Source organism: Enterobacter sp. FUJ80071 (genome assembly GCF_038739915.1).
Taxonomy (GTDB): domain Bacteria; phylum Pseudomonadota; class Gammaproteobacteria; order Enterobacterales; family Enterobacteriaceae; genus Enterobacter; species Enterobacter kobei.
This window is the reverse complement of sequence record NZ_JBBXKH010000001.1, coordinates 2,739,637-2,763,306: the sequence shown is the minus strand read 5'-3', so window position 1 is coordinate 2,763,306 and position 23,670 is coordinate 2,739,637. Positions and strand designations below refer to the sequence as shown.

Sequence of the window (23,670 nt, the reverse complement as noted above, 5' to 3'; positions counted from 1 at the left end):
AGCGAGCGCTTAATATGCAGGAACGACAGGATACCGGCAGTGATGCCGCGTTTACCGGAGCCAGTAGCAACAATCAGCTGGTGGCGGCCGCTAATCCGCTGCTCAATGCGATTCCGCAGATCCGTCATTCGGTTTCACATGACGATCAGGTGGCGTTACGCCAGCGCCTGATCGATGAGATTCGCCGTTTTGAAGTCCGCTGTCAGCAGGCGGGGCTACCCTACGAAGTGATCGTCGGGGCGCGTTACTGCCTTTGCACGGCGCTGGATGAGGCCGCTGCGCTTACCCCCTGGGGCAGCAGCGGCGTCTGGTCAAGCAATGGCCTGCTGGTGACGTTCCATAACGAAACCTGGGGCGGCGAGAAGTTTTTCCAGCTGCTGGCGCGTCTGTCGCAGAACCCGCGCGAACATATCCTCCTGCTGGAGATGATCAACTACTGCCTGCTGCTCGGTTTCGAAGGGCGTTACCGTGTGCTGGACAATGGTCGCACCCAGCTTGAGACCATCAAGCAGCGGCTGTGGCAGATGATTCGCGGCGTGCGGGGCAGCTATCCGCCACCGCTGTCTCCCCACCCGGAAGATCGCCCGGTGCTGCGTAAGCTGTGGCGGCCGATGGTTCCCCTGTGGGCCTGCGTGGCGCTGGCCGGGTTTATCGCCTGCCTGTTTTATATCGTCCTTAACTGGCGTCTTGGCGATAACACCAGTCCGGTCCTGGCGAAGATTTATCAGTCCCAGCTGCCGGAAACCACCATTCAGCAACCGGCCCGTCAGTTGCCCGCAGTGCTAAACCTGCGCGGCTTCCTGAAGCCTGAAATCGAGGCAGGTCTGGTCGCGGTAAAAGATGAAGCGGATCGCAGCGTCGTTATCCTGAAAGGAGACGGGCTGTTTGCCTCCGCCTCGACGGTGGTGCGTGACCGTTATGAACCGGTTATTAACCGCATAGCGCAGGCGATGAACAACGTCAGCGGCAAAATTCTGGTGGTGGGATACAGCGACAACGTTCCAATCCGCAGCGCGCGCTTCGCTTCCAACTATGAGCTTTCTCTGGAACGCGCCCGCTCGGTACAGAAAATGCTGCAAGGAAGCCTCTCTCAGCCAGACCGCGTGAAAGCGGAAGGGCGGGGTGAGATTAACCCGGTAGCACCGAACACGACGCCGGAAAACCGCGCCCGTAACCGCCGTGTGGAAATTACTCTGCTGGTGTCGCCTGAAAACACTCAGGCTGAGCTGAACGGATTGCCGCAAGGAAACTAAGGATGCTGACTACACTTCTTTCCATTCTGACCAACCGCATTCTGTGGAGCTTCCTGGGCGTAACCGCGCTTGCGGCGGTGATCTGGATGATTGGTCCGCTGTTGTCCATTGTGGATACCCGACCCCTGGAATCTGAACAGAACCGCATTATCAGTATTGCTGTGGTCTATCTGCTCTGGGCGCAGGGACACATTCTGCCGCGTCTTTATAACGCCTGGCTGAACCGCAAGCTGATGGACAAGCTCAACGAGAACACCACCAGCCCGGAAGCGGCGGATCCGCAGAAACGCCTGAACAGCGAGGAGCAAATCCTTGCCAGCCGTTTCGATGAAGCCGCGCAGATGCTCAAAAAAGCGCACTTCAGCAAAGCAGGACAGAGCGCCCAGTGGACGCAACGCTTCAGCACGCAATACCTGTATCAACTGCCGTGGTACGTGATTATTGGCGCACCGGGCTCCGGTAAAACAACGGCGCTGGTTAACTCCGGACTGCAATTCCCGCTGGCTGACCGTTTCGGTAAGACCGCGCTGCGGGGTATTGGCGGTACGCGCAACTGCGACTGGTGGTTCACCAACGAGGCTGTGCTGCTCGACACGGCGGGCCGATATACCACGCAAGAAAGCGAGCAGGTGCAGGACGCCGGTGAATGGCTGCAGTTCATGGGGTTACTGCGTAAGTACCGTCGTCGTCAGCCGATCAACGGCGTCATTGTCACCATCAGCATCTCTGATCTGCTCACCCAGTCTGCGGAGGCGTCACGCCAGCAGGCGGTGAATCTGCGCCAGCGTCTTTCTGAGCTGCATGAGCAGCTGGGTATCCGCTTCCCGGTTTACGTGATGGTCACCAAAGCTGACCTGCTCAAAGGCTTCCGTGCGTGGTTTGCCGACTACGACAAAGCGCAGCGGGACCAGATTTGGGGCTTTACGCTGCCGTGGGAGCAGACTAAACACGCCGATTACGACCTGATGGGCAACTTCCAGCAAGAGTTCTCGCTCTTGCAGCAGCGCCTCGATGCCGGGCTGCCGGAAACCATGCTGAAAGAGCATGACGCGAAAACCCGTGCTGAAGCGTATCTCTTCCCGCAGGAGTTCGCCGCATTGCGTCCCCTGCTGGCGGATTACCTGAGCACGGTCTTCGCCCGCTCCAACTTTGAAACCGAGTTCTCTCCGCGTGGGATCTACTTTGCCAGCGGCACCCAGGAAGGGATGCCGTTTGACCGCGTAATGGGCGAACTGAACCGTGCGCTCTCTCTGCCGGAAGGGGGAGAGAGTGATAACTGGGATTCGGTAAGTAAAGACGCGCCGATCCCTGGGGCGAAAGGCCAAAGCTTCTTTATTAAAAACCTGCTGCAAAACGTCATTTTCCAGGAAGCTGGCATTGCCGGAGAAAACCGCTGGTGGGAACTGCGTAACCGGGCAGTGATCTGGTCCGGCTATGCGGCGCTGCTGGCCCTGCTGGTGATACTCGGCGGACTGTGGCTGACCAGCTATGCCAAAAATAAGGCCTATCTGGAAGAGGTGGATGCGAAGGTGCCGCTGCTGGATCAGCAGAGCAAAGCCTTGCAGAACCAGCCGCAGCGCGATCTGTTCGATCTGCTGCCGCTGATGAATGGTCTGGTTGATCTGCCAAAAAGCGATGCGTTTGATGTAAACAATCCGCCGGTTTCCCGTCGCATGGGGCTCTACCGCGGAGATGACGTCAGCGATGCCTCTCAGTCTCTGTACCAGAAAGCGCTGGATCAGCTGCTGTTGCCAGCGGTCGCCATGCACATCACCACCTGGCTTCGCAACGATAATGGCAGCGACGTGGAGTACAGCTATGAAGCGCTGAAAGCCTATCAGATGCTTTACCAGCCGAAGCACTACGACGGCAAATTCCTGCATTCATGGGTGATGCTCAATCTGCAGCGTAACCTGCCGCAGAACGTGACGAAAGCGCAGCTGCAACAGCTTGAATGGCACCTGACGCAGTTGCTGGAGCCGAAAATTCAGGCTTCGCCGTACGCGCAGGACGCGTCCCTGGTGGCGCGTGAACGCGCGCTGATCAATCAGCAGCCGTTATCCACTCGCGTGTATGGTCGTCTTAAGCGTCTGCTGGAGCATGATGAAAACCTTAAGCCGGTCTCCCTTTCCGACCTGGGCGGACCGCAGAGCGAGCTGGTGTTTTCACGCAAAAGCGGCAAGTCGGTAAGCGACGGCGTGCCGGGTCTTTATACGCCAGACGGTTACTGGAAAAGCTTTAACAGCCAGATCGACAGCGTGACCACCGCACTGCATGAAGACGACGCCTGGGTGTTGGGCGCCGCGACGGCGCAGGAGGATAAACAGCAGATCGACAACGCCGTGCGTCAGCTCTACATGCGCGACTTTATCGCTACCTGGGATCGCTTTCTCGCCGACATTCAGCTTAACAACAGCGCCGATCTTTCCCAGCGCATCAACACTGCGCGTCTGCTCTCAGGCGCAAACTCACCCCTGCGCCGTCTGGTGCAGAACCTGAGCCAGGTGCTGACGCTGTCGCGCGATACGCCAGCCCCGGAAGACGCCGGTAAAGCGCAGGCGCAGAGCAACCGTGCCACCCGCACGCTGGAAGCGCTGTTCAGCAATAATGACACTGCCCCGACGCAGGCCGCTGCCGTTACCCAGGCCCCGGAACAGCTGGTGACGGACCACTACGCCCCGATGATTGAGCTGGCCCAGCCGCTGGAGAAGGGGGGCAAGACCATCGTCTTTGATGATTTTCTTAAGCAGGTGGATGAGCTTTATCGTTACCTGACCGCCGTACAGGATGCCGCCAACAGCGGCATGCCAGCGCCGGGCGGCGAGGCGATCAGCCGTCTGCAGGCCAGCGCCGGTCGTCTGCCGGGTGGGCTGCAAACCATGTTCAGCAATATGGCGGTGGGTGCCAGCAGCGATACCCAGCGCCGCGATCTGGAGAACGTGCGTAAGCGGATTAACGTCGAAGTGGGCGGGTTCTGCCGCCAGGCCATTGCCGGGCGTTATCCGCTGGTGCGTAGCGCCAGCACGGAAGTCACCCCAGACGACCTCGCCCGCATGTTTGCGCCTGGTACCGGGCTGATGGACACCTTCTTTCGCGACAACCTGACCAATAAAGTCGATACCACCCAGGCAAACTGGCGCTTTATGCCGGGCATCGACGGTAAAACGCTGCCGGGAAGTGAAGGGCTGCTGAGACCGTTCCAGCAGGCCCAGTCGATTCGCGACGCTTTCTTTGCGAATGGTGCCACCACGCCGTCTTTCAAGGTCACGGTACGCACCGTGCGAATGGATAACACCATCCTGAACCTGACGCTGGACGTTGACGGCCAGCTGCTGCGCTACAGCCACGGTCCGCAAGCCGTTCAAATCATGAACTGGCCGGGGCCGGGCGGCACCAACCAGGTCCGCATGCAGTTGGGGCTGGCTAACGGCAGCACAGCGACGCTGGTGACCAACGGCGCCTGGGCACTCAACCGCTTTTTCGACAAAGCGAGCACCAGCCCGGGCGCAGGTAGCCTGAGCCGTCAGGCCACCTTCAACGTCGACGGACATCAGGTCACGCTGGAGTTTGCGCCAAACAGCATTCGCAATCCGTTCCAGCTACCCCGTTTCTCATGCCCATAACCGCAAGGACAGCCGTATGACGAATACCCCTGCGATGAACCGCTACAGCTGGTATGGCAAATTACCCAGCGCCGGAGATTTCCTGCAGCGCCGCTTTCCTGACACCTTACAGCGCCAGTGGTCGCACTGGTTTCAGGTTGGCCTGCTTGCCTGGCAGCAGGAAGAGCAGCGTAGCGGAGAACGCCCGTTCACCAAAGCGCCGGTGTGGAATTTTGTTGTCCCCCCAATGCTGGGCAGCCAGATGATCCAGATGGGCTGCCTGCTGCCCGGTCGGGACAGCGTTGGCCGACAATACCCGGTGTGCATCCAGCTGAGCTTCGCCCCGTCAGAGTGGTCGACCAGCCTGCTCAGCCAGGCGGAAAGCTGGTATCAGCAGATTGGTCGTCTGGGACTGCACGCGGTGCGCAACAGTTTTTCCGCCTCGCAGCTGGATGAGATGCTGATGTCCATTCCGGCTCCGCAGCCCGTCGAGCCGCAAAAGCGTTCCGACATCCTTGACGTGATTGGCTATGACGAGGACGGTCAGAGCACGCTGGGCTGGCCGCAGGCGGCAGAGTGTTTTGACCCGCTGCGTCAGACCAGCTACTGGTGGACCAACCGCTGCGACGGTTACCCGCTGTACACCCATGTCCACAGCGGCAACTTTACCGGGCAGCTTTTCACCCTGCTGTTCGACCCGGCAGGGGGCGCCCGCCCGGGACGTCACGGTCTTTATCCGCCCATGTTTGAATAAGCAGGGATCTCATGAATATCGAAGAATTTCTCGCGCCCATAAGCCCGGATAAACCCTGTGGCGACAATCTGGAATACGACGCTGACTTCCAGGTGATGAACCAGGCAAGCCAGGGGAAAGCGGAACAGCAGTTTGGCGACACCATTATCCCGGCAGAGCCTGCTGACTGGAACACGGTAGAAAAATATGCCACCAGCCTGCTGGCGCGCACGAAAGATTTGCGCGTGATGCTGGCGCTAACCCATGCGTGGACACGCCGCCGCGGGCTGGCAGGCTACGCAGACGGGCTGCTGCTGGTGCAGGAGGCGCTCGCGCGCTACTGGGAGCCGCTCTATCCGCTTCTGGAGGAGTATGGCGAAACCGACCCGTTCTATCGGATTAATGCCCTGGCGGGGCTGAGCGATAAATCTGAACTCACCATTGCGGTACGCAACGCCTCGCTGCTGCGTTCAAACGGCGATGAAATTTCGCTGCGGGACGCCCAGGCACTGCTGGACGGCAGTAAAACTGAATGCCCGGACTATCCGGGGGGCCGTCCAAGATTGATTGACGAACTGGCCCGCGGCGACCAGCCAGGGACTGCCGCGGTAATCGTGATTAACGAGCGGTTGCTGGCCATCCGCGCGCTGCTTACCGGGTATCTCGGTGAAAGCGGTGTACCCGAGATGGAACAACTGCTGAAGACCACAGGACTGGTCGCCAGTGCCTGTCAGGTGACCGACATCAGCAAGCTGTTGCCGGGCCGCGAGGCACAGGCTGAACCGCAAGCCGATCATCAACCTGCGGCAACGCAACCCGTTCAGCCGGTTACCGACTGGCGCAGCGTGCAGGTCACCAGCCGTGCCGATGCGCAGCTGATGCTGGAAAAAGCAAAACAGTATTTTGCGCAGTACGAACCGAGCCACCCCGCACCGCTAATGATTGAACGGGTGCAGCGGCTGTCAGAACTTAACTTTATGGACATTATTCGCGACCTGGCGCCAGACGGCGTTAACCAACTGGAAAATATCTTTGGACGCCGCGAATAACGCGTCCAGGCATTATGACGACAGGCATGGAGCCTGCCGTTTCACCTTCACCGCGCATCTTTGATGGAGAACATCATGGCAATGAGTAACAGTGGGCAGAAATTCATCGCACGTAACCGTGCCCCCCGCGTGCAGATCGAGTACGACGTAGAGATCTACGGTGCAGAACGTAAGATTCAGCTGCCGTTTGTGATGGGCGTCATGGCCGATCTGGTCGGTAAACCGGTGGAAAACCTGCCGGCGGTCGACGATCGCAAATTCCTTGAAATCGACATCGACAACTTTGACGAACGCATGAAGGCGCTGAAGCCGCGCGTGGCGTTCCAGGTGGATAATACCCTGACCGGCGAAGGTAAGCTCAACGTCGATCTGACCTTCGACAGCATGGATGACTTCCTGCCGGACGCGGTGGCCCGCAAGGTGGAGCCGCTGAACAAGCTGCTGGAAGCACGTACTCAGCTCTCCAACCTGCTGACCTACATGGACGGCAAAAACGGCGCGGAAGAGCTGATCGCAAAAATTCTGCAGGATCCGACGCTGCTCAAATCTCTGAGCCAGTTGCCGAAAAATGACGACAGTGCGAAAGGTAGCGAGGAATAATCGATGAGCAACCAGACTCAACAACATGAGCAGCAGGCGGGTCAGGCCTTCAGCCAGGATGAATTCAGCGCGCTGCTGAACAAAGAGTTCCGCCCGAAAACTGATCAGGCGCGTTCTGCCGTGGAAAGCGCGGTCAAGACCCTGGCACAGCAGGCGCTGGAGAATACTGTTACCTTCTCTAACGATACCTATCGCACCATTCAGAACCTGATTGCCGGTATCGACGAACAGCTCTCTCAGCAGGTGAACCAGATCATTCACCACGAAGAGTTTCAGAAGCTGGAGAGCGCCTGGCGCGGTCTGAGCTACCTGGTGAACAACACCGAAACTGACGAGATGCTGAAGATCCGCTTTATGAGCATCTCCAAGCAGGAGCTGGGCCGTACCCTGAAGCGCTTCAAGGGCGTGGGCTGGGACCAGAGCCCGATCTTCAAGAAAATCTACGAGCAGGAGTATGGTCAGTTTGGCGGCGAGCCGTTTGGCTGCATCGTGGGCGACTACTACTTCGACCACAGCCCGCAGGACGTTGAGCTGCTGGGCGAAATGGCGCGCATCGGCTCTGCGGCACACTGTCCGTTCATCACCGGTACCGCACCGGGCGTGATGCAGATGGAGTCCTGGCAGGAGCTGGCTAACCCGCGCGACCTGACCAAAATCTTCCAGAATACCGAATACGCGGCCTGGCGTTCACTGCGTGAATCTGAAGATGCCCGCTATCTGGGGCTGGTGATGCCGCGCTTCCTGTCGCGCCTGCCGTATGGCATCCGCACTAACCCGGTCGACAGCTTTGATTTTGAAGAGCAGACCGACGGCGCAAACCACAACAGCTATTCGTGGGCGAACGCCGCCTATGCGATGGCGGCCAACATTAACCGCTCCTTCAAAGAGTACGGCTGGTGCACCTCGATTCGCGGCGTGGAGTCCGGTGGGGCAGTCGAAAACCTGCCGTGCCACACTTTCCCAAGCGATGACGGCGGCGTGGACATGAAATGCCCGACCGAGATCGCCATCAGCGACCGCCGCGAAGCCGAGCTGGCGAAAAACGGCTTCATGCCGCTGGTTCACCGTAAAAACTCTGATTTTGCCGCCTTCATTGGCGCGCAATCTCTGCAAAAACCGGCCGAGTACCACGATCCGGATGCCACCGCGAATGCGCGTTTGGCCTCTCGTCTGCCGTACCTGTTCGCCTGCTGCCGCTTTGCCCACTATCTGAAGTGCATCGTGCGCGACAAAATCGGCTCCTTCCGCGAGCGCGAAGAGATGGAACGCTGGCTGAACGACTGGGTAATGAACTACGTGGACGGTGACCCGGCGAACTCCTCTCAGGAAACCAAGTCCCGTAAACCGCTGGCGGCTGCAGAAGTGCAGGTGCAGGAGATTGAAGACAACCCGGGTTATTACGCCGCGAAGTTCTTCCTGCGTCCACACTACCAGCTGGAAGGCCTGACCGTTTCCCTGCGTCTGGTTTCTAAACTGCCGTCGCTGAAGACGAAAGACGCGTGATGATGACTATCCGGCCCGAAGGGGCCGGCTAGCTAAAAGCCTCATTTCAGTTAATTGCTGTCAATGAATAAGGATATCCGATGATAAAAACTTTATTAATCGTAACCAGTTTGCTGGCAGCTTCTACTCTGGCAAGCGCGGAAACAGGAAATTATAAATATCCTCAGGCCGAAGCATTACCTCAGGATGATACTTCAAACTTTCAACGCGATCCGTCCTTGTTAACGGGATACGATTTAAATTTAAGCGCCGATCGCTTCGCTAAAGCCTGGTTATCGAAAACAAATGAACGTGAACGCATAAAGGCTAATATGTATCTTCTCGGCGTAGTCGACGCGTCTGAGGGCACTGCATGGTGCAAGGGCAAACCTTTTTTGCCAAATACTCTCCATGAATTTCTTTATTCGCGTTTTGCAAACTTATCGAAACAGCAAGGCGCGGAGCGCGCTTCAAAAATCATCATTGACGGCATGAAAGAATTACGTCCGTGTACGAAAGGAGAGTAATAAATGAGACCATTATACGAACAACTGAAACGTCAGCATTACTCTTCTAATCACACACGCGCGGGGTTTGCCTCGGGTGAACAGGTCTTCTCTGAAATTGGCTACGACTATCCGACGATTATCAAGCAGCAGCCTGCTTACGAGAATACCTGTGCAGTACGAATGAGTCTGGCCTTATTAAAATGTAATGTTGAATTTACAGGGCGTTTACCCATAAAGGCGGGACCCTATAAGGGAAAGACAATTGAACCTGGCGCAAAATTACTTGCCGATCAACTATATAAATCACATGTTTTTGGGAAGGCTGAAATTTTTACTGACCGTGAGGCAGGTGCCCGCTCAATGTTGGGCAGAAAAGGTGTCGTGTTTTTCAATAGAATTGATGGTTATGGCGGTGGCCATATCGACCTCATTGAGCCTCTGAGCAATAATTCGTTTATATGTAACTCAGATTGTTTTCCTTACTGTCAGGAAATCTGGTTTTGGGAATTAAAATAATCGTTTTCAGATATCTAAAAGCAGTATTTCTTTTGTTCGCTGCCTTCTGTTTTCCTGCTCGCAGTGATAACCCATACGTTGATTTTTATCAGCAGCAAACATACCGACAGGTGGTAAAAGATTTGGTCCTGGCGCGCTGTCTTGCACAGGTGGCAGATAAGAACAGCCAGTTTTCTATCGATGCGGCCCGCAGTGCGAGTGCATTTATTGAGTGGGTGCCGTTTGATGCTGAAAACGGTATTGACAAAGTGAATGCCATTATTGGGAAATATAAAAATAAAATTAACGGCTTTCACTCGGAGCGAAAACCCGATGTCAAAGGCGTAACGTTAAACTGTCTACGTCTTTATCATAGCGACGAACTTAATAAACTTGTACCTCAATTAATTATCGGCAATCCTGACCGCACCTGGCTTCAGGATAACCCGCAGTAGTAAAGACTTCACATTCTTTCCATTTATTCAGGGGGAATGTAAGACTGTCAAATGACACGGGTCATTTGATATGAGGCAGAGGTAAAATATGGACGGTTTTATTCAGCCCCATGCTTTCCTGTTTGCCATATAAGTGCTTTTTCGAAAGCAATATTGTTCATCCACGAAGAGTAGATATTATGGCTATTGATATGTTTCTGAAGGTCGAGGGTGTTACGGGCGAATCTAAAGATTCTAACCACACCGGCTGGACTGATATTACCTCCTTCTCCTGGGGCGCTTCCCAGCCAGGTAATATGAGCGTTGGCGGTGGCGGCGGTGCCGGTAAAGTAAACTTTAACGATCTGCACGTTAATGCTCTGATCGACAAATCCACCACTGCAATCCTGAAACACTGCGCCAGCGGTAAACACCTGACCAAAGTTGAACTGTCCGTCTGTAAAGCCGGTGGTCAGCAGGTGGAATATACCCGCATCACGCTGGAAGATGTGCTCGTGACTTCTGTTCAGTACACCGGTGCAGACAACGGCGATACCGTTGGTGTGACCTACGCGTTCCAGGCTGCGAAAGTGAAACAGCAGTACTGGGAGCAGACCACTGCCGGTGGTAAAGGTGCTGAAAGCAGCGCTGGCTGGAACATCAAAGAAAACAAAGAAGCGTAATAATAGTGGGCCCGAAAGGGCTCACTTAATACTGATGATAACGTGCATTTTGTTAGTGCCGCCCGGCGGCGCTTCGCTTGCACGGGCCTACAATAGATTATGCAATTTATTGATATCGTTGCGGAATGTAGGCCGGGTAAGCGTAGCGTCACCCGGCGGAAAAGATGTCTAAGTTGTTGATTGTACCGTTTGTCATCAATTTTTGATGGTGTAGGAATGGCTCATTTTATCCGTGGCGATTCAGTGTGGTGGGATGGGCATACCTACGTTGGGTACCGGAGCCTTAGTATGTGGAATTGTTGTCGGAGTTAGCACGACATCTGCTGGAGCCTGACTTGGTACAAAAGCAGGTGTTGAATTGGGTGAAGGGATTAGCAACTTAATTTTTTCAGGATATTAGTAAATGTATGAATCAATGCGCCTGATACTGCTTTCTTTTGTATTTTCAGGTTTGTTTATTTCTTTGGTTCTTTATGTTTATTTTTATCGGAAGCACTCTCAGGAGCTTGCAAAGGTATTGCACCTGCTGAGCAGTAAGCAGTACTTAGATATAAACAATTATCTTTTTTATGAACAGCTTGGATTACCTGGCTTTGCACATCGCGTATTTTAAGGGCCATAAACCATTGTAAAGCAGTTATGATTTTAAGCCTCTGTAGAATGCCTCCTCATTAAGCGAGGTGAAAATTTTTGGTGAATATGGACAACTTGTTATTATTTGTTGTTGTGGCTTTATTTCTGATTGTTATAATTATGGACCTGTTCAGCTCTCGTTATTTCAAAAAACATGAGGATGATTATAATCAGTTGCTTGCTGAATACCGACGCAAAGGGTATGACCTGGATCTTGTGACAGACTACGCTTCTTTTTTTGGTTCGCTGACAAATTATCAAAAAATAATCTGGTTTGTTCGCCTTTATAAAGGTGTCAGAATGAAGTTTACTCATGAAAGGTTTGTGCAGGAAGAAGCCTATAAGTACGTACAGTCCTTACCGCCAGAAAGAATTAGCTGGATGCTAGAGTTACATCATCGTTATAAATTACAAGGATTGATTTTTACTCTGTGGCTTATTGTTGGTTTGCTTTTTATTGTGGTTGTTAAATGAGTTGGTCGCTGCTCTCTTTCGACTGATACACCCCCGGTCCACGAGTGGTAGTGATATTTTGAACTTCATTTAAGAAGGGTGGCATTATAAATATTTACCCTGCTTTTATTTTATGTATTTTTGTGGCTTTTCTTATCATTGTGGTAACTTTCTATATTGACTATCGAAAACATTCCGACCAGGTTGAACAAATATATAATCTTTTAAATAAGAGTAAATTGCTTAAGATCGAGGATTATCAGGCCTGGCAAAATCTTGGGTTTTGGGGATTTGGTTTTCGTGCCATGATTTTATCAAAGCTTTTGCGGGGTAAACGTATAAAAATTACAGGGTCGCGCTGGCTTGAACCACAATCATGCAAAGATATTCTGTCAAAGTTCGACGTGTCATGGATTAATGCATATAACGGAAAGGTTAAAATTGCCACGATTTTGTTTTTACTGCTTTTAATTCTTGCAAGTGTTAAAGATATTTAATTCTATTCTGAAAATTCAAATAATAATTTTGACTTACCCCCAAACGCCGCCGTTCTCACCCCCGAGAGCGGCAGCGTTTGAGCGCTAATCATACCAGCAGGAATACGCCATGCGATTCACGATTATTTCTACGAAACCCGGTCATCAGCCGCCGCAGAGCAGCTGTGATTTTTATGCCCCGGGCGGCACCATTGGGCGCGGTACGGATAACAATCTGGTGTTGCCGGACAATGACCGCACCATCTCGCGCCTGCAGGCCATTGTTCACGTTGACGCGAATGGTGAATGTCGCGTCACTAACCGTGGCAGCGTCACCCGCGTGGTATTAAATGATATTCCGCTGGAGCGGGGGCGTCAGGTTGAACTGCAGGATGGCGACATTCTCGGTATTGATGACTACCGTATCGAAGTGGCCGAGCTTATCCACGACACGCAGCCGGTGAGCCGCATGGCCGCCAGCATGCAGCAGCAGGCGCATCCGACAGCCGCGCCAGCGCCAGCATCGCAACCGAAGCCTGCTAACCCTGCGCCACGCGGTAAAGCGGAACCAACTGCCGTGCCGTCGGAAATCTGGGATAGCCTGATGCAGGAGTTTTCCATCTCCGACAGCATCTCCAGCAACCGTGCAAAACCGCAGTCAGCGGCTTCGCAGGATCCGTTCTCTCAGCCTGCGGCGCCGGAGCGTAATGCTGAAGATCCGCTGGCGATGTTCAACGACAGCGATCCCACGCTTGAGCGTAAGAATGTCGACCCGGACACGCTATTCGGCGAAGAAACGCTGTTCAAAAAAGAGAGCATTTTCGACGACGTGACGCCTTCCACGCTGGTGCCACCTGTTGAGACTCAACCCGCCCCTAAAGAAGAGGCGGTAGATGAACTCGATCCGCTGGCGCTATTTGGTGGCAAGGCCAGCGCGCCGGCTGCACGCAATGATGACCCGCTCGGGCTGATGGGCGGGGCGCCGTTAACCCATCCTGATGACATCACTGACGAAAAGCCAGCGCCTGAGCCTGAGCATGAGGAAGACGTCCTTGCCGGTTCCCCGCTTTTTGCCCCTGAGCCGCAGGAAACGCCGCGTGCAGAAGAGGAGCCGGTGAGACCAGATTACGCAGGTTTCACGATGCCTACGCCGCAGGCCGTTGCGCGCAGCAGCGCTCAGACCCCTAAGGGCCGACTGCGTATCGATCCGGTAAATAACGCTGCCTCCCCATCTGCTACCGCGAACACTGGAGAGAAGGGCGATGTGTTGCAGGGGGAACTGCTGCAGGCACTGCTGGAAGGGATGGGGCTGAGCGAAATGCAGCCTGTCCCGCAGTTTGACCGGGAAAATATGCGTCAGCTGGGGCAGATCCTTGGCATGTTCTCTCAGGGCACCGTGGCGCTGCTCTCCTCACGCTCTATTCTTAAACGCGGCGTAAAAGCCGATATGACCATGGTGCTGGACGATGCCAACAACCCGTTCAAGCTGTTGCCGACCGGGAAAACGGTTCTGATCCAGATGTTTGGCACCCCGATGCCGGGCTTTATGCCGCCAACGAAATCCGTGCGCGATGCGCTGATCGATCTGCAGGCGCACCAGCTGGGCATGATCTCCGGCATCCGCGCCATTATTGCTGCGATGCTGCAATCCTTTAATCCGGAACAGCTGGAAGAGCAGGCGAAGCAAAACGGCATGACCTCGCGTCTGGCGCTGCCGGGCAGCCGTAAAGCCGCCCTGTGGGACTATTTTGTTCGCAGCTATGGCGAGACGGCGGGCGAGATTGAGGATGACTTCCACACCCTGTTCGGCGAAGCCTTCCTTCATGCGTATGACATGGAGGTGAATCAGTACAAAGACTCACAGAGCGGATCGGAAGACAAATGAATATCGCAACGGCTTCTCTCTCCCGCCAGGGGACGCGCGCCAGCAACCAGGATCAGACGGGAGAAACCATAGGGGAACGTTCAGCCTGCTTTGTCGTCTGTGACGGCATCGCTGGCCTGCCGGGCGGTGAGGTGGCCGCTGAACTGGCCCGCAACAGCATTATTTCCCGCTTCGATGGCGACAAACACCTTAACGCGCAGCATATCCGTGATTATGTGCAGACCGCGAATCGCACCATTCTCAGCGAACAGCAGGCCGTTCAGGATTATCGCCGGATGGGCACGACGCTGGTCAGCCTGTTTATTGACCGTGATTATGGCCTGGCCTACTGGGCGCATGCCGGAGACAGCCGTCTGTATCTGTTTCGCCGGGGATGGCTGTGGCATGTCACCACCGACCACAGCCTGGTGCAGCAGATGAAAGATGCCGGGCACCAGACCGACAACCTGAACAGTAATCTGCTCTATCTGGCGCTGGGGATTGAAAACGGTGGGCCGGAAGCGAGCTACAGCGATGTCGTGCAGGTCGAAGACGGCGATGCATTCCTGCTCTGCACCGACGGGTTCTGGCACGGCGTCAGCGAAGAGCAAATGAAGCAATCGCTGCATATGGTTAATACGCCTCAGGAATGGCTGACCTTAATGAACCAAATCATTCAAAAGAATGGCGAGCAGGAGGGGAATGCGCAGGATAACTACACCGCCCTGGCGGTATGGATGGGCAACCCTCAGGACACCACTTTGCTGCATACCCTCTCTGATGCAGCACAATTTCTTCCCTGCGGAACTGATTAGACACACAAGGAACGATATGAAACTTTGGCTATCGGGTTTGGCACTTCTGGCGGTGACCTCCACCGCGCAGGCTGAGAATTTCCGCATCGTGCAGTCTCCTGCGCAGAAGCTGGATATCTGGATCGACAACATCAAAGACAACACCCCGCAAAGCTGGTGTAAGCCGGAGGTGGCACTGCGCATCGTGGCGAACGGCAAGAAGGATGTCTCTGTGCTGGAAAACTTCGTGCCACGTCTTGGCTCAATGACGCGCTGGCGCGTCTGGAAGCCGGGATCAAAGCCCGTCCGGCAGATGCCGACCTTCGCGCCGCGTTCGTGCAGTTTTTAACCCTCAGCGGCAACTGGACCCGGGCGCTGACCCAGCTGAAAAGCTGGCTGGCGCTGAAGCCTCAGGCGAAGCCGACTGTCACACTGCTGGAGCAGGCCATTCAGGGTGAGCTGCAGCGTGCGCAGGTGATGGCGGGCCAGGCGCGTCCGGCCATGCCTGAATCTCAGTGGCCGTGGCTGACCACGCTTGCCGCCGCGCTTAACGAAGAGGGCGAGCGCGCCCAGGCGTTGCGCCTGGAAGCCCTTGAACAGGCGCAGGCAACGGCGGGACACATCATCCTTGAAAACGAGGAGACGCAGGCGTTTGACTGGCTGATGGACGGTGATGCCCGTCTTGGTCCGGTGTGCGAAACCCTTGTTAACGGACGCTATTTCTGGCTGCCGTTTAACGCTATTGCGGAGATCCGTTTCCAGGCGCCCGCCAGCGTGACCGATCTGGTCTGGCGTCATGCGCTGGTCCGTCTTACCGACGGTACCGAGCAGGTGTGCCAGATCCCGGCGCGCTATCCTTTTGCGGCTGATGCCCCGGATGCGGTCAAACTGGGGCGCACTACCGAGTGGCATCCGCTTGATGAGAGCGGCACGCTGTATGAAGGGCTGGGTCAAAAAGCCTGGCTGAGCGAGCAAAGCGAAAGCCCGCTGCTGTCGTTAAGCCTCGTGACGTTTGCGACGGACGGAGCCGATGAGTAATCCCGCTGGCGAAGGCGATCTGCTGCGCAGCGGCTGGCAGGCCCGCAGCAAGCAGGATAAGGTGGGGGCGCGCGACAAAATGCAGCCCTCGCTGCTGGATCGCCTTACGGATAACGACCCGGAAAAAAAGCGCGAGCCAGCCAACAGTAATCTGATCACCCACGCTGCGCTGCGTCGCAATGTCCTGCGGGATCTGCAGTGGCTGTTTAATACCATCAACCATGATGCCTCCGGCGATCTGAGCGCCTTGCCGCAGGTGAGCCGCTCGGTGATCAACTTCGGCGTCGCGCCGCTCGCAGGTAAGCGAATGTCAGATATCGAATGGCACGATATTCAGCGCATGCTCACCGAGGCCATCATCAATTTTGAACCGCGCATTTTGCCGCAGGGATTGCAGGTGCGCTGCGTGTCGGATACCTCCTCGCTGGATCTGCACAACGTGCTCTCCATTGAGATAAAAGGGCGTTTATGGTGTGTGCCGTACCCGCTGGAGTTTCTGTTTCGCACCGATGTCGATCTGGAAAACGGCCATTTTGAACTGAAAGATGCGGGGTAATCATGGAAAGTAAACTGCTCGAATACTACAACCGTGAGCTGGCCTACCTGCGTGAAATGGGGGCCGAGTTTGCCGAGCGCTACCCAAAAGTCGCCGGACGACTGGGCATGCGCGGCATTGAAGTGGCGGACCCGTACACGGAACGCCTGATGGAAGGTTTCGCTTTTCTGACCTCCCGCGTGCAGATGAAAATGGATGCCGAGTTTCCGCGTTTCTCCCAGCGTCTGCTGGAGATGATCGCCCCGAATTACCTCGCGCCAACCCCATCAATGGCGATTGCGCAAATCGAGCCCGACAGCAGCCGGGGCGACCTGAGCAATGGCTTTATTGTGCCGCGCGGCACCATGATGGACAGCCTGGCGCTGAAAAAGACCGGCGTAACCTGCAGCTATACTACGGCGCACGAGGTTAATCTGCTGCCGCTGAAAATTGACAACGTGGAGCTGGGCGGCGTGCCTGCTGACCTGCCGCTGGCACAGCTGGGGTTAAGCCAGCGGGGAATCAACAGCGCGTTGCGGATCCGCATTGCCTGCGACGGCCCGCAAAACCTCGGCCATCTGAATTTCGACCAGCTGACGTTTTTCCTCAGCGGCCCGGACATTGAAGCGCTGAAGCTGCTGGAGCTGGTGATGGAACATCACGCCGGGATCGTCTGCCAGACGGTCAGCCCGCAACCTCAGCGACAGCTGCTGGCGTCGGATGCCTTGTGTCAGGAGGGCTTTGCCGCGGATCAGGCACTGCTCCCGGACGATCTGCGCAACTTTGACGGTTATCGTCTGCTGCAGGAGTATTTCGCGTTCCCAGCCCGTTTCCGCTTCATCAGCCTGAGCGGCCTGAGCACGCTGCTCCAGCGCTGTGAAGGCGAAAAAGCCTTCGATATCTTCATCCTGCTGGATAAATCAGATGAACAGCTGGAGCGCGTGGTGGATGCCAGCCATCTGGCGCTGCACTGCACGCCAGTCATCAACCTGTTCCCGAAGGTGGCGGCGCGTCAAAAGCTGAATGAAGGCCAGCACGAATACCATCTGGTGGTCGATAACATCCGCCCGCTGGATTATGAAATTTACGCGGTGAATAAAATCTTCGGCAGCGCGGACGGTCAGCGTGATGACCAGACGTTTCGTCCTTTCTGGAGCACCTGGAGCGGGGATGCGGGCAACTACGGGGCCTATTTTTCCCTGCGCCGGGAACAGCGCGTGCTCTCTGAGCACGCCCAGCGCTACGGCACCCGTACCGGCTATATCGGCTCAGAGGTGTTTGTTTCGCTGGTGGATGAACAGCACGCCCCGTGGCAGGAAAACCTGCGCTACATCTCTGCCGAGGTGCTCTGCACCAGCCGCGACCTGCCGCTGATGCTACAGCAGGAGCTTGGGCAGTTCATCATGGCCGACTCCATGCCGGTGAAATCGTTGACCCTGCGTAAAGGCCCGACGCCACCGCGTCCGGCGCTGGCAGAAGGGTTCAGCACCTGGCGGCTTATCAGCCAGCTGCAGATGAACTACCTCAGCCTGATGGACAGCGAGAATGAAGAGGGGGCTGCCGCGCTTCGTCAGCTGTTAGGGCTGTATGCCAACCTGGCCGAAACGGCCGTGGCGCGTCAGGTGGAGGGGGTTCGCCACTGCGTGCTGGAGCCGGTTCACCGCCGCGTGCCTGAACCCGGTCCGGTCGTTTTCGCCCGCGGAATCGGCATTACCCTGACCGTAGACGAGCGGGCGTTTTCCGGTGCCAGCCCGTGGCTTTTCGGCAGCGTGCTGGAACGCCTGTTTGCCCGGCTGGTATCCATCAACAGCTTTACTGAGTTCACCCTGAAGAGTCAGCAGCGCGGTGAGATCGGCTACTGGGCACCGAGAATGGGTAAAAGGGCGCTGGTATGAGTGACGCTGCCACTGCACCGCTGCGCGTGCATCGCCTGACGAAGCTGCCGGAGACGTTCTGGCACGGGGTCCGTCAAACGCCCTGGCGCTACGATCTGTTTCAGCTGTTAAGGCGTATTGATGCCCAGGGAGGCGAGCGCTACCCGTTGGGACGCGCGCCGCTGCCGAAATTTGAGCCGCTGCGCATCGGCCAGCAGCCGTCGATGAGCTTTGCGCCGTCGACGCTGGCCGAGGTTAGCCTGCGGGAAGAGAGCGGGCTGCATGAGGTGTCTATCCTCAGCTTCGGGCTGTTTGGTCCGAACGGCCCGCTGCCGGTTCACATGACCGAATATGCCCGCGAGCGTATTCATCACCATCAGGACACCAGCCTGAGCGCGTTTGTCGATCTGTTTCATCATCGTCTGACGCTGCTGTTTTACCGCGCCTGGGCGGATGCGCAGCCTGCCGTCTCCCTTGATCGCGCTGACAACAAACGCTTTGAGGGCTACCTGGCCTCGCTGATTGGCATGGGACAGCCGGGCCAGATGAATAAAGGCAGCCTGAGCGCCCATGCCCGCTTTACCCACGCCGGGCATCTGACCCGCCACAGTCGGGATCCGGAGGGGCTGGAGAAGATCCTGCGCAACTATTTTAACGCCCCGGTCAGGCTGGTAAGCAACGTGCCGCAGTGGATGCCGCTCTCCACGCGTGAGCAGGCACAGCTGGGGGAAGGTCGCCGTATGCCGCGCATGGGGGAATCCGCCTTTCTTGGCGTCGCCGTCCGCGACGTACAGCATAAGTTTCGTATTGAAATCGGCCCGCTGAGCGCTGAAGAGTACAACCGGTTTTTACCTGGCGAAGCGTGGGTCACCGAACTGCGCGACTGGGTGCGCCAGTACATTGGGGTGGAGTTTGAATGGGAAACGCGGGTGATCCTGCATGAAGACGCGGTGCAGGGTACTTCGCTCGGCAGCAATGGGCAATTAGGCTACAACACCTGGCTGGGCCTTCAGCCGCAGCCTGTCCCGCGTGGCGATCTGGTCTATCGCGCAGAGCGGTAATCCTTCCGTATACCGAATCATTGTTAATGGAAACTAACATGTCAGAAATTAGCCGTGCCGTACTCTTCGGCAAACTGGATACGCTGTTATTTACCTCGCTGGAAAGCGCGACTGCCTTCTGCAAGCTGCGCGGTAACCCCTATGTTGAGCTGGTGCACTGGCTGCATCAACTGATGCAACAGCAGGATGGCGATTTGCAGCAGGTCATCCGCCACTTTGCCCTCGACGAACAGCAACTGACGCGCGATATCGTGGCCGCGCTGGATGCGCTGCCGCGCGGCGCGAGTTCCGTTTCCGATCTCTCCGAACATATCGACAGCGCCGTAGAGCGCGCCTGGGTCTATGGCTCGCTGAAGTTTGGCGTCAGCCGCATACGTGGCGGCCATTTGCTGATCGGCCTGCTCAAAACCTGGAACCTGGCAAACGTGCTGAAAAGCATTTCGGCGCAGTTCACCCGTCTTAACGTCGAGGTGCTGATCGAGCAGTTCGATACGGTTTGCGCCAACAGCAAAGAGATGCAGCAGGCTGCGGCCACCATCGAGGCGCCAGCGGGTGCGGTACCGGCAGCGCAGGGTACGCTGGCTCAGTACGGCCAGGATCTCACCGCCCGCGCCCGCGAAGGGAAGATTGACCCGGTAGTCGGGCGTGATGAAGAGATCCGCCAGATGGTCGATATCCTGATGCGTCGCCGCCAGAACAACCCGCTGCTGACCGGTGAGGCCGGGGTCGGGAAAACGGCGGTGGTGGAAGGGCTGGCGCTGCGTATCGCCGATGGCGACGTGCCGGAGCCGCTGCAAAATATTCAGCTGTGGCTGCTGGATATCGGCATGCTGCAGGCTGGCGCAGGCATGAAGGGCGAGTTTGAAGCCCGTCTGCAGGCGTTGATCAACGAGGTTCAGTCCAGTGCCACGCCGATTATTCTGTTTATTGATGAGATCCACACTCTGATTGGCGCAGGCGGCCAGCAGGGGACCGGCGATGCGGCGAACCTGCTGAAGCCCGCTCTGGCGCGCGGACAGCTGCGTACCATCGGCGCCACAACCTGGGCGGAATACAAAAAGTACATCGAGAAAGATCCGGCGTTGACCCGTCGTTTCCAGACGGTGCAGGTTCACGAGCCGGACGAAACGAAAGCCATTCTGATGCTGCGCAGTACCGTATCGCCGCTGGAGACCCACCACCAGGTGCTGTTGCTCGACGAAGCGGTCAGCGCGGCGGTGAAGCTGTCGCATCGCTATATCCCGGCGCGTCAGCTGCCGGATAAAGCCGTTGCGCTGCTCGACACCGCCTGTGCCCGCGTGGCGGTCAGCCAGAGCGCGCCACCGGCGCAACTGGAAGATTGCCTGCGCCATCTTGCCGCGCTGGACGTGGAGATTGAGATAGCCGAACGCGAAGCGCGCGTTGGTGCAGGCGTTTATGAGCGCGTAACGGCGTTAATCACAGAACGTGATGCGTACGAAAGCAAACGTGAAGCCCTGACCCAGCGCTGGGAAGAAGAGCGCGGTCTGGTGCAGGAGATTATCCGCCTGCGCGCCGCGCTGTTTGCCGCGGGCGAGGAGGAGTCCGCCGGGCTGCACAGCCAGCTGGCGGAACAGCAGCAGGCGCTGAAAACGTTGCAGGGCAATGAGCCGCTGCTGTTTGCGGCGGTAGATGAAAACGTGGTTGCCGCAGTGGTTTCCGACTGGACCGGGATCCCGCTGGGGCGGATGGTGAAAAACGAGATTGACGCGGTGCTGAATCTCGCCGACACGCTGAACCAGCGCGTTATCGGCCAGCGTCACGGTCTGGATCTCATTGCCCGTCGCGTGAAAACCTCGCGGGCAAAACTCGACGATCCCAACAAACCGGTGGGCGTCTTTATGCTTTGCGGTCCGTCCGGCGTCGGTAAAACGGAAACCGCGCTGGCGCTGGCGGAATTGCTGTACGGCGGCGAGCAGAACGTTATCACCATCAACATGAGTGAGTTCCAGGAAGCGCACACCGTTTCCACCTTAAAAGGTGCGCCGCCGGGCTACGTCGGGTATGGTGAAGGCGGTGTCTTAACCGAGGCCGTGCGCCGCCGTCCGTATAGCGTAGTGCTGCTGGATGAAATTGAAAAAGCGCACCCGGACGTCCACGAAATCTTCTTCCAGGTCTTTGACAAAGGCTGGATGGAGGACGGTGAGGGACGCCACATCGATTTCCGCAACACCATTATTATTCTGACGTCCAACGTTGGCACTGACCTGATCAGCGCTATGTGTGCCGATCCGGAACTGATGCCGGAACCGGACGCCTTAAGCGGCGCGCTGCGCCAGCCGCTGCTGGAGGTGTTTCCGCCTGCGCTGCTGGGCCGCCTGCTGGTGGTGCCGTATTACCCGCTCAGCGACGCGATGCTGGGGCAGATTGTTCGCCTGCAGCTCAAGCGCATTCAGCGTCGTCTGGAAGAGAATCACAATATCATTTCTGAGTTTGACGACAGCGTGGTGGAACAGATTGTTCAGCGCTGTACCGAGGTGGAGTCTGGTGGCCGCATGGTAGATGCTATTTTGACCAACACCCTGCTGCCTCAGATGAGCCAGATCTTACTTACCGCCAGCCGCAGCGACGAGCAGTACCGACGTCTGCATGTCACCTGCGAGCAGGGCGAGTTTCACTGTCAGTTTGCCGCGTAATAATCATCAAGAGAACTGTAAAAGATGACGGATAATGATAACAATCGGACTGTCCCAAACGCGCTCCCGGTCGGGTACCGCTTCAACGAGTTTGAAATCAAAGAGGTGATCGGCGGCGGCGGTTTTGGCATCGTTTATCGCGCGTGGGATCACCAGCTCGAACGCACTATCGCTATCAAAGAATTTATGCCTTCCTCGCTCGCCGTGCGCGGCGACGACATGACCCTGGTGCTGCGCAGCGAGCGCTTTGGCAAAGCGTTTTCCGCAGGCCTGAACAGCTTCATTCAGGAAGCCCGTCTGCTGGCGCGCTTTAACCACCCGAACCTGCTGCATGTCCTGCGTTTCTGGGTGCAAAACGACACGGCCTACATGGGAACGCTGTTTTACAGCGGCACCACGCTTTCGCGCCTGCGCGAAGAAAAACCGGAGCTGATCAACGAGGCCTGGATCCGCCGCACGCTGCCGATGCTGTTTGGCGCCATCAAGACCATCCACGACGAAGGCTATCTGCACCGTGATATCTCGCTGGATAACATCCAGATCCAGGATAACGGCCTGCCGGTACTGCTTGATTTCGGCTCCGCGCGCCGCACCATCGGTAACCTTTCTGACGAAACGGAAACCATGCTGCGACCGGGTTTTGCACCGATCGAGCAGTACACCGACGACAACGAAAGCGAGAAGGGCCCGTGGACGGATATTTACGCCCTTGGCGCCGTGCTGCGTACCCTGATCGTGGGTTCTCCGCCGCCGGTGAGCGTGGTGCGTTCTATTCAGGATACCTGCAAGCCGCTGGTGGAAATTATGCCGCAGGGCTATTCCATCCCGCTGCTACAGGCCATCGACCGCGCGCTGGCGCTGCACATGGAAGACCGTCCTCAGTCTATCGACGAATTCGCCGCGCTGATCGAGATGCCGGTTGCGGGCATAAACGATGTGCTGACGGCGAAAAAACCGGGCACCATGCTGGTACCGGTGGAAGAGGAAAAGCCGGCTTCAGCACTCGACTGGCGTCGTTACAAAATCCCGGGCATGGTTGCCGCAGGCGTGCTGGTGGGTGTGGTCGCCGGAGCGATGCTGTTCAGCGGTGGCAAGGATGCGCCAGAGCAGGCTGCGCAGGCACCCGCAGAGACGCGTCCGACGGAAACCGCCGCGAACGCGCCAGACGTGAAGCCAGAAACGGCGAAGGTGAGCGAGCAGGCGACGGCGCAACAAACGCCACCGCCTGTCGAGAGCCCGGTAGCACTGGTCTATATCCGCATTCTCGACGGCGAAACGCTGAAAGTGAACGGCGAGCCAAAAGCGCTGCGTCCGGCGACCAACGGCTATGCATCGCTCAAGCTGCCCGCCGGTGAGGTGAAGATTGAACTGCAGGGCAACGGGAAAACGCGCAGCCAGACGCTGGATATTGCCAAGCCGGGCACCTGGCTGGTGAATCCGTAAGTCAG

The 23,670-nt window shown here is 56.7% G+C and carries 21 protein-coding genes and 1 pseudogene; all 22 read left to right on the top strand.

The features are described from left to right. The first annotated feature begins 14 nt into the window (after positions 1-14). The 22 genes and pseudogenes from AAER43_RS13480 to AAER43_RS13375 all read left to right on the top strand — a co-directional run bounded on the left by AAER43_RS13480 (position 15) and on the right by AAER43_RS13375 (position 23,665). Positions 15-1,253, top strand: coding sequence for a DotU family type VI secretion system protein (locus tag AAER43_RS13480; protein ID WP_045134169.1), 1,239 nt, complete (start codon positions 15-17; stop codon positions 1,251-1,253). A 2-nt stretch (positions 1,254-1,255) separates the two neighbouring features. Continuing rightward, the gene (gene tssM / locus AAER43_RS13475) at positions 1,256-4,876 is read left to right on the top strand and encodes a type VI secretion system membrane subunit TssM (protein WP_057057607.1); all 3,621 of its coding nucleotides are present in this window, start codon (positions 1,256-1,258) and stop codon (positions 4,874-4,876) included. Positions 4,877-4,892: 16 nt separating this feature from the next. Next, positions 4,893-5,609 carry a type VI secretion system-associated protein TagF gene (gene tagF, locus AAER43_RS13470; RefSeq protein ID WP_014884235.1) on the top strand — a complete coding sequence of 239 codons (717 nt, stop codon included), beginning with the start codon at positions 4,893-4,895 and terminating at the stop codon, positions 5,607-5,609. A gap of 11 nt (positions 5,610-5,620) precedes the next feature. After that, complete coding sequence (gene tssA / locus AAER43_RS13465; RefSeq protein WP_023330612.1) at positions 5,621-6,637, top strand: type VI secretion system protein TssA; 1,017 nt, start codon at positions 5,621-5,623, stop codon at positions 6,635-6,637. Positions 6,638-6,712: 75 nt separating this feature from the next. Further along, a complete protein-coding gene (gene tssB / locus AAER43_RS13460; protein WP_014884233.1) occupies positions 6,713-7,237 on the top strand; it encodes a type VI secretion system contractile sheath small subunit in 525 nt (174 codons plus the stop codon). A gap of 3 nt (positions 7,238-7,240) precedes the next feature. After that, the gene (tssC, locus tag AAER43_RS13455) at positions 7,241-8,740 is read left to right on the top strand and encodes a type VI secretion system contractile sheath large subunit (protein ID WP_014884232.1); all 1,500 of its coding nucleotides are present in this window, start codon (positions 7,241-7,243) and stop codon (positions 8,738-8,740) included. Positions 8,741-8,820: 80 nt separating this feature from the next. Beyond that, positions 8,821-9,246, top strand: coding sequence for a Rap1a/Tai family immunity protein (locus AAER43_RS13450; RefSeq protein WP_045134167.1), 426 nt, complete (start codon positions 8,821-8,823; stop codon positions 9,244-9,246). Between the two features lie 3 nt (positions 9,247-9,249). Then, the gene (locus AAER43_RS13445) at positions 9,250-9,744 is read left to right on the top strand and encodes a T6SS effector amidase Tae4 family protein (RefSeq protein ID WP_045134166.1); all 495 of its coding nucleotides are present in this window, start codon (positions 9,250-9,252) and stop codon (positions 9,742-9,744) included. Continuing rightward, a complete protein-coding gene (locus tag AAER43_RS13440) occupies positions 9,729-10,178 on the top strand; it encodes a T6SS amidase immunity protein Tai4 family protein (RefSeq protein WP_080335823.1) in 450 nt (149 codons plus the stop codon). Before AAER43_RS13445 ends, AAER43_RS13440 begins: the two co-directional genes overlap by 16 nt. Before the next feature lie 179 nt (positions 10,179-10,357). Beyond that, positions 10,358-10,840, top strand: coding sequence for a type VI secretion system tube protein Hcp (locus AAER43_RS13435; RefSeq protein ID WP_014884229.1), 483 nt, complete (start codon positions 10,358-10,360; stop codon positions 10,838-10,840). Between the two features lie 403 nt (positions 10,841-11,243). After that, complete coding sequence (locus AAER43_RS13430; RefSeq protein WP_057057605.1) at positions 11,244-11,453, top strand: hypothetical protein; 210 nt, start codon at positions 11,244-11,246, stop codon at positions 11,451-11,453. Positions 11,454-11,539: 86 nt separating this feature from the next. Continuing rightward, positions 11,540-11,947, top strand: coding sequence for a hypothetical protein (locus tag AAER43_RS13425; protein WP_081343548.1), 408 nt, complete (start codon positions 11,540-11,542; stop codon positions 11,945-11,947). A 122-nt stretch (positions 11,948-12,069) separates the two neighbouring features. Then, entirely contained in the window at positions 12,070-12,423 is a 354-nt protein-coding gene (locus AAER43_RS13420; RefSeq protein ID WP_069683647.1) for a hypothetical protein, read from the top strand. Positions 12,424-12,532: 109 nt separating this feature from the next. Next, entirely contained in the window at positions 12,533-14,287 is a 1,755-nt protein-coding gene (gene tagH / locus AAER43_RS13415) for a type VI secretion system-associated FHA domain protein TagH (protein WP_057057963.1), read from the top strand. Next, positions 14,284-15,081: a protein phosphatase 2C domain-containing protein gene (locus tag AAER43_RS13410; RefSeq protein ID WP_014884226.1), complete on the top strand. Its 798-nt coding sequence runs from the start codon at positions 14,284-14,286 to the stop codon at positions 15,079-15,081. The genes tagH and AAER43_RS13410 overlap by 4 nt, the downstream gene beginning before the upstream one ends. A 16-nt stretch (positions 15,082-15,097) precedes the next feature. After that, positions 15,098-15,328, top strand: a pseudogene (locus AAER43_RS13405) (hypothetical protein); the annotation flags it as partial. A 5-nt stretch (positions 15,329-15,333) separates the two neighbouring features. Next, positions 15,334-16,098 (top strand): type VI secretion system accessory protein TagJ, encoded by a 765-nt coding sequence (locus AAER43_RS13400; RefSeq protein WP_342702031.1) that lies wholly within the window; start codon positions 15,334-15,336, stop codon positions 16,096-16,098. Beyond that, a complete protein-coding gene (tssE, locus tag AAER43_RS13395) occupies positions 16,091-16,654 on the top strand; it encodes a type VI secretion system baseplate subunit TssE (protein ID WP_342701962.1) in 564 nt (187 codons plus the stop codon). Before AAER43_RS13400 ends, tssE begins: the two co-directional genes overlap by 8 nt. Before the next feature lie 2 nt (positions 16,655-16,656). After that, positions 16,657-18,528, top strand: a complete 1,872-nt coding sequence (gene tssF, locus AAER43_RS13390; protein ID WP_014884222.1) for a type VI secretion system baseplate subunit TssF — start codon at positions 16,657-16,659, stop codon at positions 18,526-18,528. Beyond that, on the top strand, positions 18,525-19,568 hold the full coding sequence (tssG, locus tag AAER43_RS13385) for a type VI secretion system baseplate subunit TssG (protein ID WP_023330605.1): 1,044 nt from the start codon (positions 18,525-18,527) through the stop codon (positions 19,566-19,568). Before tssF ends, tssG begins: the two co-directional genes overlap by 4 nt. 38 nt (positions 19,569-19,606) lie before the next feature. After that, the gene (tssH, locus tag AAER43_RS13380; RefSeq protein ID WP_057057965.1) at positions 19,607-22,222 is read left to right on the top strand and encodes a type VI secretion system ATPase TssH; all 2,616 of its coding nucleotides are present in this window, start codon (positions 19,607-19,609) and stop codon (positions 22,220-22,222) included. A gap of 24 nt (positions 22,223-22,246) precedes the next feature. Next, positions 22,247-23,665, top strand: a complete 1,419-nt coding sequence (locus AAER43_RS13375; RefSeq protein ID WP_057057966.1) for a serine/threonine-protein kinase — start codon at positions 22,247-22,249, stop codon at positions 23,663-23,665. Positions 23,666-23,670 lie beyond the last annotated feature (5 nt).